Consider the following 16,240-nt stretch of genomic DNA (forward strand, 5'->3'; position numbering starts at 1 on the left):
AAGACCCTTGGCTGGAAAAGCCCTGCCGAGGTCTTCTTTAACAACAAGGCCATGCGAGACGCTGGCCTTATTCCGACTGTTGCACTTGGGGTTTGAATCCGCCGTGACTTTCTTTTGGCGAAGCAAAAGAAAGTTACTGGCCGCCGGGCCACCCCGGCCAGCAACCCTCAGCAGAGCTCACCGAAACCCATACAACCCAGCCGGGTTATCAACAAGAATCTTCCGGCGAACCGCATCACTAGAAACCCATGAAAACAGCAAGTCATACAGTTCGACCTCGGACGGCGCCGGATTCCGCCCAGGATGCGGCCAATTACTCGCCCAGAGGCAGCGTTCCGGAAACTTCTCGGCCAGCGTGCGCGCGATCAGGCTGACATCGTCATAGCCGGGCGCACCAACCTTGGAGGTTTCATAAGGCGCCGACAGCTTGATCCACACATTGCCCGTATCCAGCACGCGCAGCAGTGACTGAAACGACGCGTGGTCAGGTTTGACAGGTTCCAAAAACTTGCCGTTGTGGTCTATCACCAGCTTGCACGGCAGGCGCTTGAGCACCTCTTCATGCGCGGGAAAATCGCGGCCGTCGAGTTGCAGGTTGACCATCCAGCCCATGCCCGCCAGCCGTGCGGCCGTGGGTTCGAGTGAGCTCCATTGCAGCACCGGGTTGATCATCATGTAGCGCACGCCGCAGATGCCGCCGTCATGCAGGCGGCGCAGTTCGGCATCGGTCACCTCGGGCGCCACCAGCGCGATGCCGCGGCCCGACTCGCCGAGCTGCGCCACGGCGTCCAGCGTGCAGCTGTTGTCAAAGCCGTAAGCCGATGGCTGGACGATGACCGCGCGGCTCAGGCCCAGGGCCTTTTGCACTTCGCGGTAGGTCGACACCGGCAAGTGGGGCGGCACCCAGGCCACGTTGGGCACCATGGGGTATTTGTCTTCGTAGATATGCACGTGGCAGTCGCAGGCGCCGGCATACGTGGTGTTCTGGGTGGCTTGCATACAAACTTTCGGGGAAGAGGAGAGGTGCGAGAAGGATTGCTCAGGCGGCCTGGGGCGCGTGCGTGGCCTGCTGCCAGCGCGTAGCATGCGGCGCATTCACCGCACCCTGCGGCGCGCGGCCTTGCAGCAGCTCGACCACTTGGGCCACTGTCTCCAGCGCCTGGTGTTCCACCGCCTGCGGCGTGAGGCCGCCTATGTGGGGCGACGCAATCACGCGCGGGTGCGCGGCCACGCGCGGCGAGGGCATCTGGTCGGGCGCGCGGCCCACGTCGACGGCGCAGCCGGCGATCATGCCGGCGTCGAGCGCCGCCAGCAGCGCCTCGTCATCGACCAGGTTGCCGCGCGAGGCGTTGATGAAAAACGCGCCGGGCTTCATGGCCGCAAAGGTGCTGGCATTCATCATGTTCTCGGTGGCTTCGGTCGCGGCGGCCAGGCAGACCACGTAGTCGGAGCGCTGCAGCAGCGGCAGCAGCTCGACCTGCTCGATCTCCTTGCGGTTTGTGGGTGTGTAGGGGTCGTGCACCACGATGCGCATGCCCAGCGCCAGCGCCACGTCGCAAAGATAGCGGCTGATCTGCCCATAACCGATGACACCCAGCGTCGCGCCGCGCAGTTCGCGGCCCATGGCGGGGGTGACGGGCCGGCCGGCGTGGTAGTCGGCTGTGGTCGTGCTGATGTGGCGGCTCAGGTCAATCATCACGCCGACGATCCATTCGCTGACCGAGGGAATGAAACCCGCGCTGGCCTGGGTGACCAGCACGCCGTGGCGGCTGGCGGCCGCTACGTCGACGTTGCGGATGTCGATGGCGCAACGCACAAAGGCCAGCAGGCGCGGCAGCGCGGCGAACAAGGCCTCGTCGCCCACCGTCTGGCGGTAGGAAATGATGACCTCGCAATCACCGGCCAGCGCGGCCAGCTCGGAGGAGGAGAGGTCGGTGTCACCGGGGTTGAAGCGCACGTCGGCGACGGCCTTGAGCGCGGCGATGGCGCGGTCACCGAAGTAGTGCGCGAGCTTGCTCTGGGGATGGCTGACAAAAACCGTTGTCATTCAAAAAACCTTGTGTTCTGTCTGTCTCAAAGTCAAAAGAATCAGCGTTGGCCCGCGCGGTGCTCGGCAACCGAATCGCGTGTCACCAACGTGGGTTGAAAAATGAATTCCTGTGTCTCTATGGACGGGTCGGCCAGCCGGCTCATCACGCGCTCGACCATGACCTGCGCCATCTCGGGCACCGGCAGGCGCACGCTGGTCATGGCCGGGTGCATCAGCGTGGAGAGGAAGACGTTGTCGATGCCGATCACCGACACGTCTTCGGGCACCGCCAGGCCGGCGTCGCGAAAACCCGCCATCAGGCCGAAGGCCATCAGGTCGTTGACGCCTATCACGCCGGTGGGCCGCTCGGGCAACTTGGCCAGCAGGCCGGCCTGGGCGCGGCCCACTTCGCTCATCATCGAATCGCCGTACTCGTCGACCGGCGTGCCCTCGACGACGCGAGCGCTGCCTTCCAAGCCCGCGCTTTTGGCGGCCGACAGGAAGCCGGCGATCTTCTCGTTACGGCTCATGGTGCGGCCGGCCGGCGTGACAAAGGCCAGGCGGCGGTGGCCCAGGTCTATGAGGTGCTGCGTGGCGATGCGCGCCGACTCGAAGCTGTCCACCGTGACGTGGTCGACGATGGAGCGCATATTCGGCGTGGCGCGCCTGTCGTAGCTCACCATCACCATTCCGCGTTCGGCCGCGGCCTCCACGTGCTGTTCGTCGATCAGCGAGGAGATGATGATCACGCCGCGCACGCCGTGCGCCAGCAGGTCGTCGAAGAAGCGCGTCTCCTTGTCCCTGTCGCGATAGGTGTTGCCAATCATGATGCGAAAGCCGTAGCGCTCCTGCGCCAGGGTTTCGATCTCGCGCGCGATGAAGCCGTACATCGGGTTGGCCATGGACGGCACCAGCAGGCCTATCAGCGGCGTGTAGCCGGTCTTGAGCTGGCGCGCCGTGGAGTTGGGCCGGTACTTGAGCTCGGCGATGGCGGCCTCCACGCGCGCCAGCGTCTCGGCGGCCATGCGGTTGGCACGGCCGTTGAGCACGTTGGACACGGTGCTGGTGGAAACCCCGGCCAGGCTGGCGACATCTCGGATCTTGCTCACGGTTTTGTCCTGTCTTTTTTAATGCGTCTGCTGGCATTTTCACAGGCCCATGCGGGTCGGCAGCCACAAAGAAAATTGCGGCACCAGCACCAGCAGGATGAGCGTGACGAACAGCACCGCCAGGTATTTCATCATGGGCCGGGCCACGTCCTTGACGTGGGTGCCGGTGATGGCGCAGGTGGCGAACAAGCCCAGCCCGACCGGCGGCGCGAACAGCCCCAATCCCATGGCAATCACCATGACGGTCCCAAAATGTAATGGATTGACGCCCAGCTGGGAGGCAATCGGCGTCAGCAGGGGCCCGAAAATGATCAGCGCGGGCGCGCCTTCCAGCACGGCGCCGAAGACGATCATGATGAGCACCGAGAGCAGCACGAACATGGTGCTGCCGTAGGAATGCGCAAAGCCGATCATGAAGGTCGACAGGTATTGCGGGATCTGCTGGATGGTCAGCGCGAAGGACGCACTGGACGCCGCCGCGACGATGAACAGGATGCCGCCGGCCATGGAGGCCGAGCGCACGAAGAGCTGCGCCACCGACTTGACCGTCAGTTCGCGAAACGCCAGCCAGCCCACCACCAGCGCATAGACCACGGCGAAGGCCGAGACCTCGGTGGAGGTCGCCACGCCTGACGTGACGCCTTTGCCTATCATGGCCACCATCACCAGCGCCACCATGGCGCCGCCCAGCAGGCGGAACATCGGCGTGCGCACGTCAAACGCCTCGTCGGGGTTGATGCGCGTGCCCACATAAATCGTCACGGCCGCCAGCGACAGCGCCAGCACGGCGGCCGGCACCAGGCCGGCCATGAAGAGGCCGGCAATCGAGATGTTGGCCACAAAACCCATGATGATCATGTTGATGCAGGGCGGGATGGTCTCGGCCATCACGGCGGTACAAGCCAGGAGGCCGGCAGTTTCGTTCGGGTCCTGTCTGGTCTTGCGCACGGCCGGCATGATGATGCCGCCCACCGCCGCGATGTCGGCCAGCTTGGAGCCCGACACACCCGAGAAGAAGGCGGTCGCCGTGATGGTGATCAGTCCCAGCCCCCCGCGCACCCGGCCGAACATGCGCAGCAGCAGTTCGATGAGGCGCGATGACATGCCGTTGGACTCCATCAGCAGCCCGGCCAGCACGAAGAAGGGGATCGCCAGCAACACGTAATGGTCGGTGCCGGCCATCACTTGCTGCGAATACACCAGCATGGGCAGGGACGGGTCGGCCATGAAAAACACCAGCGACGACAAGCCCAGCACAAAGGCAATCGGCACGCCCAGCAGCAGGCCGCCGACGAAACCCACGGTCAGCAGCATCCAGGGCTTGATGGCCATGCCGGGCAGCAGCATGTTCCAGCCCACCACCGCCGCCACCATGGCGATGCCGACGCCCAGCGTGGACCAGACTACGCGCGAGGGGCCGTTGACCGCGTTGGCCAGGCCGAACATCGTCATGAACAGGCTGCCGATGACCACCGGGAAGGTGTAGATCCACTGCGGCAGGCCTATGGGCGTGGTGCTGGACCAGGAGTCCACCAGCAGGCCGACGGAAGAGACGAACAGGCAGGCCGACACGGCCACGATGATCCAGCTCGCGAACTGCATCAGCGCCGGTTGCCAGCGCGCCGGCAGCAGGCCGCGGAAGATGTCCACACCCACGTGCTGGCTGCGCGCCAGCACCGTGGCCGCGCCGAAGAACACCAGCACGATCATCAGCGCGCGCGCCACCTCCTCGGCCCAGTCGAAGGGCTCGTGCAGGAAGTAGCGGAACACCACCGAGACAAACACCACCAGCACGTCAACGGCCAGCACCACGCCCGCGACGTATTCGGTCATGCGCATCAGCCAGGCCAGCCAGCGGCCGGGCGAATGGCCGACGCTGAAGCCGGGCGCGGACGCATGCGCCGGGTTGTGCGAGAGGGCTTCGGGCAAGGCGGCGGGCGCCACCGCGGGCGCCGTTCCGGGCAGGGCCGCGGACATGCTGGCTTCCATGCTCAGCCCCGCGCCGCGCTGATTGCCGTGAACAGCGGCGCGGTTTCAGGGTATTGCTTGGCAAAGCCCGCCCAGAGTCTGGTTTCCATTTCCTTGCGGACCTGGTCGCGCTCGTTTTTGGCCATGGGCGTGAAGGTGATGCCCAGCTTCTTGAGGTCTTCAATGCCCTGCAGGCCTTTGTCGGTGCCGGTCTTGCGCAGCTGGACGGTCGAATCGGCGGCGGCCTTCATGAAAGCCGGGCGCAGCTCGGCCGGGATCCTGTCGACGCCGCGCTTGCCCATGATGCAGACCATGGGGCTGAACAGGTGCTCGGTCATCCAGCAGTGCTTGACGACCTCGTTGAGCTTGCTCGCCAGCACCGTGCCCGAGTCATGCTCGAAGCCGTCGACCACGCCGGTTTGCGCGGCCATGTAGAGCTCGCCGAAGGAAATCGGCGTGGGAATTGCGCCCATGATCTTGAAGGTCTCGATAAAGGCCGGCGTGGGCAGCACGCGCAGCTTGACGTTCTTGATGTCGGCCAGCGACTTGACCGGCTGCTTGGTGTAGACGTTGCGCGCACCGTAATGGGCGCTCCAGGTGATGACCTGGCAGCCCGTGCTTTTCTGCAGCATCTCGTTGAGTTTGGCGCCCACGCCGCTGTCCAGCGCCTTGGCCACGTGCTCGTAGCTGTCAAACAGGTAGCCGAGGTCCAGCATGCCGAGTTGCGGCGTCACCGTGGCCCAGATGGACGAGCCGGTCAGCATCATGTCGATGGAGCCGACCTTGACCTGCTGCACCACGTCGCTTTCCTTGCCGAGCTGGTTGTTGGGGAAGTAGTCGATGCGGATCTTGTCGCCCACGGCCTTCTTGAGGTTGGCCTCCATGAGTTGCTGCCAGGCGAAGTGCGAGGAATTGAGGTCGGGCAGGTGCGCGGACGACAGGCGCAGCGCGACGCTGGACTGGGCTTTTGCCAGGCCCGAAAACCCCGTCGCCATGGCAACGGAGGCGGCGGACGTGGTCTGGACGAAGCGGCGGCGTGAGAGTGAAGTCATTTTTTGTCTCCTGATGTGTTTTGCGGTGCGCTGGGATCTCGGCGTTCTGTCGCGTTCTTTGTAGAACGATTTACTGTATCGTTACACCAAATTGCCCGTCAAGCCGGGGAAGAATGGTTTTGATAGGTGTTTTCCTCCGTAAACGGGGGTGTTCGAACCGTTGGGATGCCGGAGCCAAGCTTCGCGAGTCCGCGCCAAGCAAACCCGACGCCCCTTTTTGGTTCGCTCGGCAATCGCGGAAAACCCGGGTGTTGACGGGACCCTGTAGCGGCGCAGAATGCATCAGCCAGCCAGCTTGTATGTACAAGTTAAAGGCAGCAACAAGCGGGGTTGTGGGCACGGTTCGTGCTCACCTCCAGAGTTCCGGGCGCAGTCGCGATATGCGGCGCAGCGTATTCTTTTTGAACCGTCCAACCGAAGGAAACCATCTTGAACCACATGCTTCCCCTCCTGAGCCGCCGGGTGCTTTGCGCTACGGCAGCTGCCGCCATGCTGGCCTGCGGCGCCGGTGCCGCCCTGGCCGCCACGCCCAAGGACACGCTGGTGCTGGCCTTCGGCTTTGACGACATCATCACCATGGACCCGGCCGAGGCCTTCGAGCTGTCCGCCGGCGAAGTCATGGGCAACATCTATGACCGCCTGCTGCGCCTGGATGTGAACGATCCCTCCAAGCTGGTGGGCGACGTGGCCAAGTCCTGGACCGTCTCGGCCGACGGCAAGACCTACACCTTTGAAATCAAGCCCGGCATCAAGTTCGCGTCGGGCAACCCGTTGACGGCCGAGGAAGTGGCCTATTCGCTGCAGCGCGCCGTGATGCTGGACAAATCCCCTGCCTTCATCCTGACGCAGTTCGGTTTTTCCAAGGCCAACGTCAAGGAAAAGATCAAGGCCACCAGCCCGACCGTGCTGACCATGGAAACCGACAAAGCCTATGCGCCGACCTTCGTCTTCAACTGCCTGACGGCCAACGTGGCCGGCATTGTCGACATGAAACTGGTGCAGTCCAAGGAGGTCAATGGCGACTGGGGTTATGCCTGGCTCAAGACCAATTACGCCGGTTCCGGCCCGCTCAAGCTGCGTGAATGGCGCGCCAATGAAATCGTCGCGCTGGAACGCAACGACAACTACTACGGCCCCAAGCCCAAGCTGGCCCGGGTGATCTACCGCCATGTGAAGGAGTCGGCCACGCAGCGCCTGCTGCTGGAAAAAGGCGACATCGACATCGCCCGCAACCTGAGCCCGCAGGACATCGCGGCGCTCTCGGCCAACAAGGACGTGAAGCTCACCTCCACGCCCAAGGGCACGGTCTACTACATCAGCCTGAACCAGAAAAACCCCAACCTGGCCAAGCCCGAAGTGCGCGAGGCCCTGAAATACCTGGTCGACTACGGCGCCATCGGCGACACGCTGGTCAAAAACATCGGCGTGATCAACCAGAACTTCCTGCCCCAGGGCCTGCTGGGCGCCAGCACCGACAAGCCCTACAAGCTCGACGTGGCCAAGGCCAAGCAGCTACTGGCCAAGGCAGGCCTGCCCAACGGCTTCAAGGTGACCATAGACATGCGCACCATCCAGCCGGTGCAAGGCATCACCGAGGCCTTCCAGCAGACCGCCAAGCAGGCCGGCATCGACATCGAGATCATTCCCGGCGACGGCAAGCAGACCTTGACCAAGTACCGTGCGCGCACCCACGACATGTATATCGGCCAGTGGGGCGCCGACTACTGGGATCCGCATTCGAACGCCGACACCTTCACGCGCAACCCCGACAACGCCGACGACGCCAAGGCCAAACCGCTGGCCTGGCGCAATGCCTGGGCGATTCCCGAGCTGACCAAGCAATCGGACGCCGCGGTGCTCGAACGCGACGCCGGCAAGCGCAAGAAGATGTATGAAGAGCTGCAGGCCGAGTTCCGCAAGACCAGCCCCTTCATCATGCTGTACCAGCAAACCGAAGTGGCGGCCTTTCGCAACAACGTGGACGGCCTGAAGCTGGGCCCGACCTTTGACAGCAACTACATGTTCAACGCGTCCAAGCGCTGACAGCTCCACCGACTTTGGCCATCCCCGACCCCACGGCAGCCGGCATGGCGCCGCTCACCGCGGTGAGCGCGCGCACTGCCGGGCAACGCCTGACGCCGCACGCCAAGAGCTTTGGCAATTTCCTGGTGGTGATTTTGCTCACCTACCTGGGCCTGCTCGCCGTGACCTTCTTCATAGGCCGGGTGATTCCCATAGACCCGGTGCTGGCCATCGTGGGCGACCGGGCGCCGGCCCATGTGATCGAACGTGCACGCCAGGAATTGGGGCTGGACAAACCGCTTTACCAGCAGTTCTACATCTACCTCGGCAAGGTGCTCAAGGGCGACTTCGGTGTCTCGGTGCTGACCGCCAACCCGGTGATGACGGACATCAAGCGCGCCTTTCCGGCCACGCTGGAACTCGCCAGCCTGGGCATTCTGATAGGCGCGGGCCTGGGCGTTCCGCTGGGCGTGTGGGCGGCGGTGCGGCGCGGCAAGCTGGTGGACCAGGTGGTGCGCGTGATCGGCCTGGTCGGTTATTCAGTGCCCATCTTCTGGCTGGGGCTGATGGCGCTGGTGGTGTTTTATGCGCGCCTGGGCTGGGTGTCGGGGCCGGGGCGCATCGATGTGACCTATGAGTACACGCTCACGCCCGTCACCGGCCTGCTTTTGCTCGACACCGCCATGGCCGGCGAGTGGGAAGCTTTCCGCAATGTGTTTTCGCACCTGATACTGCCGGCCTCGCTGCTGGGGTATTTCGCGCTGGCCTACATCAGCCGCATGACACGCTCCTTCATGCTCAACGAGCTCGCGCAGGAATACGTGATCGCCGCGCGCGCCAAGGGTCTGTCGGAGTCGCGCATCATCTGGCGCCACGCGCTGCGCAATGCCATGGTGCCGCTGGTGACGGTGATCGCGCTGTCGTATGCGGGCCTCCTCGAAGGTTCGGTGCTGACCGAAACCGTGTTTGCCTGGCCGGGCCTGGGCCTGTACATCACCAACTCGCTGCAGAACGCCGATATGAATGCAGTGCTGGGCGGCACCATCATCGTGGGCTCGATTTTTGTGGGCTTGAACCTGCTCTCCGACGTTCTCTATAAATTGCTAGACCCAAGGACACGCGTCCGATGAAGGAGACCTTGTGAGCTCCAAAGTGGCATCCCTGCGAGACTGGCTCAGCACCGACAGGCCGGGCTCGCGCCGCCAGGCCTTTATGGGCCGGGTGTACCACGGCTGCCGTGATTTTTCGCGCAACCGTCTCGCCATGCTGGGCCTCATCATCGTACTGGGCCTGGTCGGGGTGGCGGTCTTCGCTGACCTGCTGGCGCCTTATTCGGCCTACACCGGCGACCTGCGCACCACGCGGCTGTTGCCGCCTTCGTGGGTACATTGGTTCGGCACCGACGACCAGGGGCGCGACATCCTCTCGCGCATCATCATCGGCTCGCGCATCACGCTGATGGTGGTGATCCTGGTGGCGGTGCTGGCCGCGCCGCTGGGCCTGATCGTCGGCACCGTGGCCGGTTATGCCGGCGGCTGGGTCGATGCGGTGCTGATGCGCATCACCGACATCTTTCTGGCGTTCCCGCGCCTGATCCTGGCGCTGGCCTTTGTCGCGGCGCTGGGCCCCGGCATCCAGAACGCGGTGATCGCCATCGCCATCACCTCCTGGCCGCCTTATGCCCGCATGGCGCGGGCCGAGACGCTGACGATACGCCAGACCGACTACATCGCCGCTGTGCAGTTGCTGGGCGCCTCGCCCTGGCGCATCGTGCTGGGCCACATCATGCCGCTGTGCCTGTCCTCGGTGATCGTGCGCGTCACGCTGGACATGGCCGGCATCATCCTGACGGCCGCCGGCCTGGGCTTCCTGGGCCTGGGCGCGCAGCCGCCCATGCCGGAATGGGGCGCGATGATTGCCAACGGCCGCCTCTATGTGCTGGACCAATGGTGGGTGGCGGCCGCGCCCGGCGCCGCGATTTTTGTCGTGAGCCTGGCCTTCAACCTGCTGGGCGACGGCCTGCGCGACGCGCTGGATCCCAAGGCTGCGAAATGACAAGTTCCGCAACACCCCTGCTGGTCGTAGACGACCTGCGCGTCAGCTTCCCGCGCCGCGACGGCGGCATGACGGAAGCGGTACGCGGCGTCTCTTTCACGCTGGGCCGTGAGCGCCTGGGCATCGTCGGAGAGTCGGGATCCGGCAAGTCGCAGACCGGCCGCGCCATCATGGGGCTGACCGCACCGGAAGGCCGCATCAGCGCCAAACGCCTTGAATTTGCCGGCGTGGATTTGCTGAACTGTGCGCCGGCCCAGCGCCGCGAGTTGCGCGGCGGCCGCATCGCCATGGTGCTGCAGGACCCGAAGTTTTCGCTGAACCCGGTCATGACCATAGGCGCACAGATCGTGGAGACGCTGCAGGCGCATACCCGTGTTTCAACGGCGGAAGCGAAAAAACGCGCGCTCGCCGCACTGGAGTCGGTGCGCATCGACGACCCGGCGCGCGTCTACAAGCTTTATCCGCATGAGGTGTCGGGCGGCATGGGCCAGCGCGCGATGATCGCGATGATGCTGATCGCCGACCCGGACCTGCTGATCGCCGACGAACCCACCTCGGCCCTGGATGTGACGGTGCAGTTGCAGGTGCTGTCCATCCTCGACACCCTGGTGGCCGAACGAGGCATGGGCTTGATCCTGGTGTCGCACGACTTGCGGCTGGTCTCCACCTTCTGCGACCGCATCCTCGTGATGTACGCGGGCCGCGTGGTGGAGGAACTGGCCGCCGGTGGCCTGGCGAACGCGCAGCATCCTTATACGCGCGGCCTGATGGCCTGCCTGCCGCAACTGGGAAAATCTGCACATCCGCTGGCCACGCTGGACCGCAAACCGGAGTGGGCGCTGTGAACAACCCGGTGGGCGCACACAGCGCGCTGGGCCTGGAGGCCAGCGGCCTGCGCGTGGAGTACGACGGTTTTGTCGCGGTCGCCGATACGTCGTTTACCGTGAACCCTGGCGAGAGTTTCGGCATCGTCGGCGAATCGGGCTCGGGCAAGTCCACGGTGCTGCGCGCCATTTGCGGGCTGGCGCCGCGCACGGCCGGCACGGTCCGGCTGCTCGGCCAGGACAGCGCGCCCGGCAGCAAGGCCTTCAGGCGGCAGGTGCAGATGGTGTTCCAGGATCCCTATGGTTCGCTGCACCCGCGCCACACGGTGGACCGCATCCTGGCCGAGCCGCTGGCCATCCACGGCATCAACGACGCGGAAGCGCGCATTGAGCGTGCGCTTGAAGAAGTCGGCCTGGGTACGGGCTTTCGTTTTCGCTACCCGCACCAGCTCTCGGGCGGCCAGCGCCAGCGCATCGCGATCGCGCGGGCGCTGATCCTGGAGCCGCAAATCCTGCTGCTGGACGAACCCACTTCGGCGCTCGACGCCTCGGTGCAGGCCGAGGTGCTGAATCTGCTCGAGGAACTGCGCCGCAGGCGTGGCCTGACCTTCATCATGGTGAGCCACGACCTGGCCGTCGTCACCCACCTGTGTGAGCGGCTCATGGTGATGCAGCGCGGCCAGACGGTGGAAATGCTGGCCTCGGCCGACCTCGCGGCGCACAAGGCCAGAAACGCCTACACGCTGAGTCTGATGGAAGCTTCCACCGGCTTCAAGCGCCACGCGGCCGAGGCGACAGCCGCCGCGTAAATCGTTACCGCGCTCCGCTGGCGCGCCGGCTGGCCGCGTGCTTTAATTTCCCTTCAACACATCGACGCCACCACCATGATCAACTGGGAAGCCCATGCCTGCCTGCCGCTGCACCCGGCGGCCGATTTTTCGCCGATGGACGCGCTGCGCGCGGCGGGCGTGAATTACGTCTCCATCAACGTCGGCATGGACATGAACCCGGTGGCGCAAATCATGGCGGTGATCGCCGCCTTCCGCGCGAAGATCGCAGCGAACCCCGAGCGCTACCGGCTGGTGTCCAGCGTGGCCGACATCCGCGAGGCCGTGGCGGCGGGCCGGCTCGCCATCGGCTTTGACCTCGAAGGCGCGATGCCGCTGCAGGAGCATCCCGAGATGGTGGCGCTGTACCGCGACCTGGGCGTGCGGCAAATCCACTTCGCCTACAACCGCAACAACAGCGTCGCCGACGGCTGCCACGACGAGGCGCGCGGCCTTACGCCGCTGGGTGTGCGCATGGTGCGGGCCGTCAATGAGGCCGGCCTGTTGATGGACTGCTCGCACACCGGCCGCCGCTGCAGCCTGGACATCATGGGGGCTTCATCCAAGCCGGTGATCTTCAGCCACGCCAACCCGCTGGCGCTGGTCGAGCACGGCCGCAACATCAGCGACGAGCAGATACGCGCCTGCGCCGCGACCGGCGGTGTGGTCTGCGTCTCGGGCGTCTCGGCCTTCCTGGGCACGCGCACGCCCACCGCCGCCGACATGGCGCGGCACGTGGCCTATGTGGCCGGCCTGGTCGGCGCGCAGCATGTGGGCATAGGCCTGGACATCAGCTTCCGCCAGGACGAACTCAACGACAACCCGCCCGGCGACTATGACCCCACCTACTGGTGGCCCAAGTCGGCCGGCTACAACCGTGCCGTGCAGCGCATGACTTACACGCCGGTCGAGACCTGGCAGTTGCTGCCTGGCGCGCTGCGCCAGGTGGGACTGGGCGCCGCCGAGATCGAAGGCGTGATGGGCGACAATATGATGCGTGTCGCCGCCACCGTCTGGCACGACTGAACATCCCGCAACCCACCGGCAGCCCCCATGTCATCCATTACCCTTCGCTTCCTGGCCGAACCCAGCACTGTCAACTTCGGCGGCAAGGTGCACGGCGGCACCGTCATGAAATGGATTGACGAGGCCGGTTATGCCTGCGCCACCAGCTGGGCCAAGCGCTACTGCGTCACCGTCTCGGTGGGCAGCATCCGCTTCCAGCGTCCCATCATGATCGGCGACCTGGTCGAAGTCGAAGCCCGCCTGGCCTACACCGGCACGACCAGCATGAACATCTCGGTGGAAGTGCGCGCCGGCGACATGAAAGTCGGCCAGATGCAGGTCATCACCGAATGCCTGGTGGTTTTTGTCGCGGTGGACCTGGACGGCAAGGCCTTGCCCGCGCAGGAATGGCGGCCCGAGACGCCCGGCGACGTCGCGCTGGCCCAGCGCGTCAAGGCGCACCTGGACGCCGCGCGCAACATGCAACTGGGCTGAGTCGCGCCCCACTCCCAATCCCGATGCAGAACAATGCCCTGACGGGCCGCGACCTCGCGGCCGCCCTCGCGGTCGTCTTGCTGTGGGGCGTCAACTTTGTGGTGATGAAATTCGGGCTGCGCGATTTCACGCCTTTCCAGTTGGGTACCGCGCGCTACGTATTCGCGGCGCTGCCGCTGGTGCTGCTGGTACGCCCGCCCAAGGTGGCCTGGAAATGGATCGCCGGCTACGGCCTGCTGCAGGGCGTGGGGCAGTTCGGTATTTTGTTTTTCGCGCTCAAGGTGGGCATGACGGCCGCGCTGGCCTCGGTGCTGCAGCAGACCCAGGTGTTCTGGACGGCGCTGTTCGGTTTTGTGTTGCTGCATGAACGCGCCAGCCGCCCCTTGCAGGCCGGCCTGGTGCTCGCGGCGCTGGGCCTGGGCTGCTTTGCGCTCAACTACGTGGGCACGGAGGGCGGTGGCGCCACCACGCCGCTGGGCTTTGTGCTCACGCTGTGCGCGGCGGCCATGTGGGCCATGTCCAACATCGTGGCGCGGCGTGTGCAGCAGACCTACAAGGACTATTCGCCGCTGGCCTTTGTGGTGTGGAGCAGCCTGGTGGCCGTGCTGCCTTTTGCGGCGCTGTCCTGGGCCTTTGATACCGAGGCCGTGCGCTGGCATTGGCTGGAGGCGCGCGCCTCGAGCTGGGGCGCCGTGGCCTACCTGGGCTGGGCCGCTACCATCCTCGGCTACGGCCTGTGGACGAATCTGCTCAAACGCCACCCCGCGAACCGCGTTGCGCCCTTCAGCCTGGGCGTGCCCGTGGTGGGCCTGGCCACCGGCATGCTGGTGCTGGGCGAGGTCGTCACGCCCTGGCAGTGGGCCGGCGTCGCCTTTGTGGTGGCCGCGCTGGCGTGTGTGATGCTGGGCGGGTTGGTCAAGCGGGGTTAGCGCTTCGGGCGGCGGCCGCTATGCCGCCGTTGTCCTGCCGGGCGGCAAACCAGGCTGCCAGTAAATCCAGCGTATGCCGCACCTTGGCCGGCTGCTCTCCGCGCCGCGGTGTCACGGCATATAGCGGCATGTCCGTCATCCGCCAGCCGGGCAGCACCGGCAGCAGCCTGCCGTCGGCCAGCGCCTGGCGGTCGTCTTCACTCACCGCCATGCTGATGCCCCAGCCTGCCACGCACAGCGCATGCACGGCCGTGACCTGCGAGGCCTGCACGCGCGCCTCCAGCCGCAAGGTTTCACGCTCGCCGCCGGGGCCTTCGAGTTCGAGCATCTCCACCCCCGTGTTTTGCGGCCGGCTGGCCAGCCAGTCGTGCTGCAGCAAATCCTCTGGGTGCGCGGGCCAGCCGCGCTCGGCCAGGTAGGCCGGTGAGGCACACAGCACGCGCGTCATGCTGCCCAGCTTGCGCGCCACCAGCGATGAGTCGGCCAGATGCCCCACCCGCAGGGCGATGTCCACCCGCTGCTCGATCAGGTCGATGACGGTGTCGTCCAGCAGCAGCAGCAGGCTGAGCTTGGGATGGCCGCGCAGCGGCGCCAGCGCCGATGCCAGCAGGCCGCCGAAGCCTATGGGCGCGGCCAGCCGCAGTTCGCCCTCGGGTTCATCGCGCAGGCGCACCAGCGCCTGTTCGGCCTGGCGCGCGGCGCCCACCATGGCGGCGCAGCCGGCGTGGTAGCGCTCGCCGGCCTCGGTCAGCGTCAGGCGCCGGGTCGAGCGGTGCAGCAGGGCCAGGCCCAGCGCCTGCTCGAGCTGCCGCAAATGCTGGCTCACGGCCGACGGCGTCATGCCCAGCCGGCGCGCCGCCGCCGTCAGCGACCCCGCCGCCACGACCTCGGCAAAGACGGCCATGCGTTTGAGCTGGTCCAAGGATTTGTCGCTCATTGATTAGTACTACTTAAGAGTGTTGGCGAATTTTGCCGTCTATTCAGTTGCTTGTGAAGTAATCAAACTAAGGGCTTCTTCCAACCTCACAGGGAAATTTCCATGAACATCGCACTCATCGGCGCCACCGGTTTTGTCGGCGCACCCGTTCTTTCCGAACTGCTGAGCCGAGGCCACAAGGTCACCGTGCTGGCCCGCAACCCCGGCAAAGTCGCGCCGCAAGCCGGCCTCAAAGTCGTGGCCGCCGACGCGCTGGATGCGGGCCAGGTCGCCAAGGCCGTGGCCGGCCACGACGCCCTCATCAGCGCCTACAACCCCGGCTGGGGCGAGCCGAAGATTTATGACCTGCACCTGCAGGCCAGCCAGGCCATCGTGAAGGGCGTCAAGCAGGCCAGCCTGAAGCGCCTGCTGGTGGTGGGCGGCGCGGGCAGCCTGTATGTGGCGCCCGGCATGCAGCTGGTGGACACGCCGGAGTTTCCCGCCGAGTACAAACAAGGCGCGCTGGCCGCGCGCGAGGCGCTGAACCAGCTCAAGCTTGAAAGCACGCTGGACTGGAGTTTTGTTTCGCCACCCATTGGCCTGGCGCCCGGCGAACGCAGCGGCAAATACCGGCTTGGCGGCGATGAACTGCTGGCCGGGCAGGGGGATAAGCCGGCTGGTATCTCTGTGGCTGACCTGGCCGTGGCCATCGTGGATGAGGTTGAGGCGCCTCGGCATGTGCGACAGCGGTTTACTGTGGCCAATTGACGCTGATTGGCCTTGCAGCGATTAGGTGGCCGGGTCTTGCGCCGGCGGCGTGCTTCCTCTGTGCTCTTTGCTGAGGGTTGCTGGCCGGGATTGCCCGGCGGCCAGTAACTTTCTTTTGCTTCGCCAAAAGAAAGTCACGGCGGATTCAAACCCCAAGTGCAACAGTCGGAATAAGGCCAGCGTCTCGCATGGCCTTGTTGTTAAAGAAGACCTCGGCAGGGCTTTTCCAGCCAAGGGTCTT

At 65.3% G+C, this 16,240-nt stretch carries 15 protein-coding genes; 9 read left to right on the forward strand and 6 right to left on the reverse strand.

Features of this window, described 5'->3' with window-relative positions:
- Positions 1-177: 177 nt before the first annotated feature.
- From AC1D1F_RS24160 to AC1D1F_RS24180, 5 genes are all read right to left on the reverse strand, one after another.
- Entirely contained in the window at positions 178-999 is an 822-nt protein-coding gene (locus tag AC1D1F_RS24160) for an amidohydrolase family protein (RefSeq protein WP_477676468.1), read from the reverse strand.
- A 40-nt stretch (positions 1,000-1,039) separates the two neighbouring features.
- Positions 1,040-2,047 carry an NAD(P)-dependent oxidoreductase gene (locus AC1D1F_RS24165; protein ID WP_477676469.1) on the reverse strand — a complete coding sequence of 336 codons (1,008 nt, stop codon included), beginning with the start codon at positions 2,045-2,047 and terminating at the stop codon, positions 1,040-1,042.
- Positions 2,048-2,088: 41 nt separating this feature from the next.
- Positions 2,089-3,138 (reverse strand): LacI family DNA-binding transcriptional regulator, encoded by a 1,050-nt coding sequence (locus AC1D1F_RS24170; RefSeq protein ID WP_477676470.1) that lies wholly within the window; start codon positions 3,136-3,138, stop codon positions 2,089-2,091.
- A gap of 39 nt (positions 3,139-3,177) precedes the next feature.
- On the reverse strand, positions 3,178-4,977 hold the full coding sequence (locus tag AC1D1F_RS24175) for a TRAP transporter large permease (protein ID WP_477676478.1): 1,800 nt from the start codon (positions 4,975-4,977) through the stop codon (positions 3,178-3,180).
- A gap of 152 nt (positions 4,978-5,129) precedes the next feature.
- Entirely contained in the window at positions 5,130-6,158 is a 1,029-nt protein-coding gene (locus tag AC1D1F_RS24180; RefSeq protein ID WP_477676471.1) for a TRAP transporter substrate-binding protein, read from the reverse strand.
- A gap of 438 nt (positions 6,159-6,596) precedes the next feature.
- On the opposite strand from AC1D1F_RS24180, the gene AC1D1F_RS24185 reads away from it, so the two are divergent.
- The 8 genes from AC1D1F_RS24185 (at position 6,597) to AC1D1F_RS24220 (ending at position 14,315) form a co-directional block, all read left to right on the forward strand.
- Positions 6,597-8,201, forward strand: coding sequence for an ABC transporter substrate-binding protein (locus AC1D1F_RS24185; protein ID WP_477676479.1), 1,605 nt, complete (start codon positions 6,597-6,599; stop codon positions 8,199-8,201).
- 44 nt (positions 8,202-8,245) lie between these two features.
- Entirely contained in the window at positions 8,246-9,310 is a 1,065-nt protein-coding gene (locus AC1D1F_RS24190; RefSeq protein WP_477697178.1) for an ABC transporter permease, read from the forward strand.
- A 10-nt stretch (positions 9,311-9,320) separates the two neighbouring features.
- The gene (locus AC1D1F_RS24195; protein WP_477676472.1) at positions 9,321-10,235 is read left to right on the forward strand and encodes an ABC transporter permease; all 915 of its coding nucleotides are present in this window, start codon (positions 9,321-9,323) and stop codon (positions 10,233-10,235) included.
- A complete protein-coding gene (locus AC1D1F_RS24200; protein WP_477697174.1) occupies positions 10,232-11,080 on the forward strand; it encodes an ABC transporter ATP-binding protein in 849 nt (282 codons plus the stop codon). The genes AC1D1F_RS24195 and AC1D1F_RS24200 overlap by 4 nt, the downstream gene beginning before the upstream one ends.
- A 26-nt stretch (positions 11,081-11,106) precedes the next feature.
- Complete coding sequence (locus AC1D1F_RS24205) at positions 11,107-11,868, forward strand: ABC transporter ATP-binding protein (protein ID WP_477676481.1); 762 nt, start codon at positions 11,107-11,109, stop codon at positions 11,866-11,868.
- A 75-nt stretch (positions 11,869-11,943) separates the two neighbouring features.
- A complete protein-coding gene (locus tag AC1D1F_RS24210; protein ID WP_477676474.1) occupies positions 11,944-12,912 on the forward strand; it encodes a dipeptidase in 969 nt (322 codons plus the stop codon).
- A 27-nt stretch (positions 12,913-12,939) separates the two neighbouring features.
- Positions 12,940-13,386, forward strand: a complete 447-nt coding sequence (locus AC1D1F_RS24215) for an acyl-CoA thioesterase (protein ID WP_477655906.1) — start codon at positions 12,940-12,942, stop codon at positions 13,384-13,386.
- 23 nt (positions 13,387-13,409) lie between these two features.
- Positions 13,410-14,315 (forward strand): EamA family transporter, encoded by a 906-nt coding sequence (locus AC1D1F_RS24220; protein WP_477676475.1) that lies wholly within the window; start codon positions 13,410-13,412, stop codon positions 14,313-14,315.
- Here AC1D1F_RS24220 and AC1D1F_RS24225 read toward each other — a convergent pair.
- Positions 14,302-15,252: a LysR family transcriptional regulator gene (locus AC1D1F_RS24225; protein WP_477676476.1), complete on the reverse strand. Its 951-nt coding sequence runs from the start codon at positions 15,250-15,252 to the stop codon at positions 14,302-14,304. The genes AC1D1F_RS24220 and AC1D1F_RS24225 overlap by 14 nt on opposite strands.
- Before the next feature lie 102 nt (positions 15,253-15,354).
- Here AC1D1F_RS24225 and AC1D1F_RS24230 point away from each other — a divergent pair, with 102 nt between their 5' ends.
- Entirely contained in the window at positions 15,355-15,999 is a 645-nt protein-coding gene (locus AC1D1F_RS24230; RefSeq protein ID WP_477676477.1) for an NAD(P)-dependent oxidoreductase, read from the forward strand.
- The last annotated feature ends 241 nt before the right edge of the window (positions 16,000-16,240 follow it).

The sequence above is a fragment of the Polaromonas sp. P1_H6 genome, from assembly GCF_056405195.1.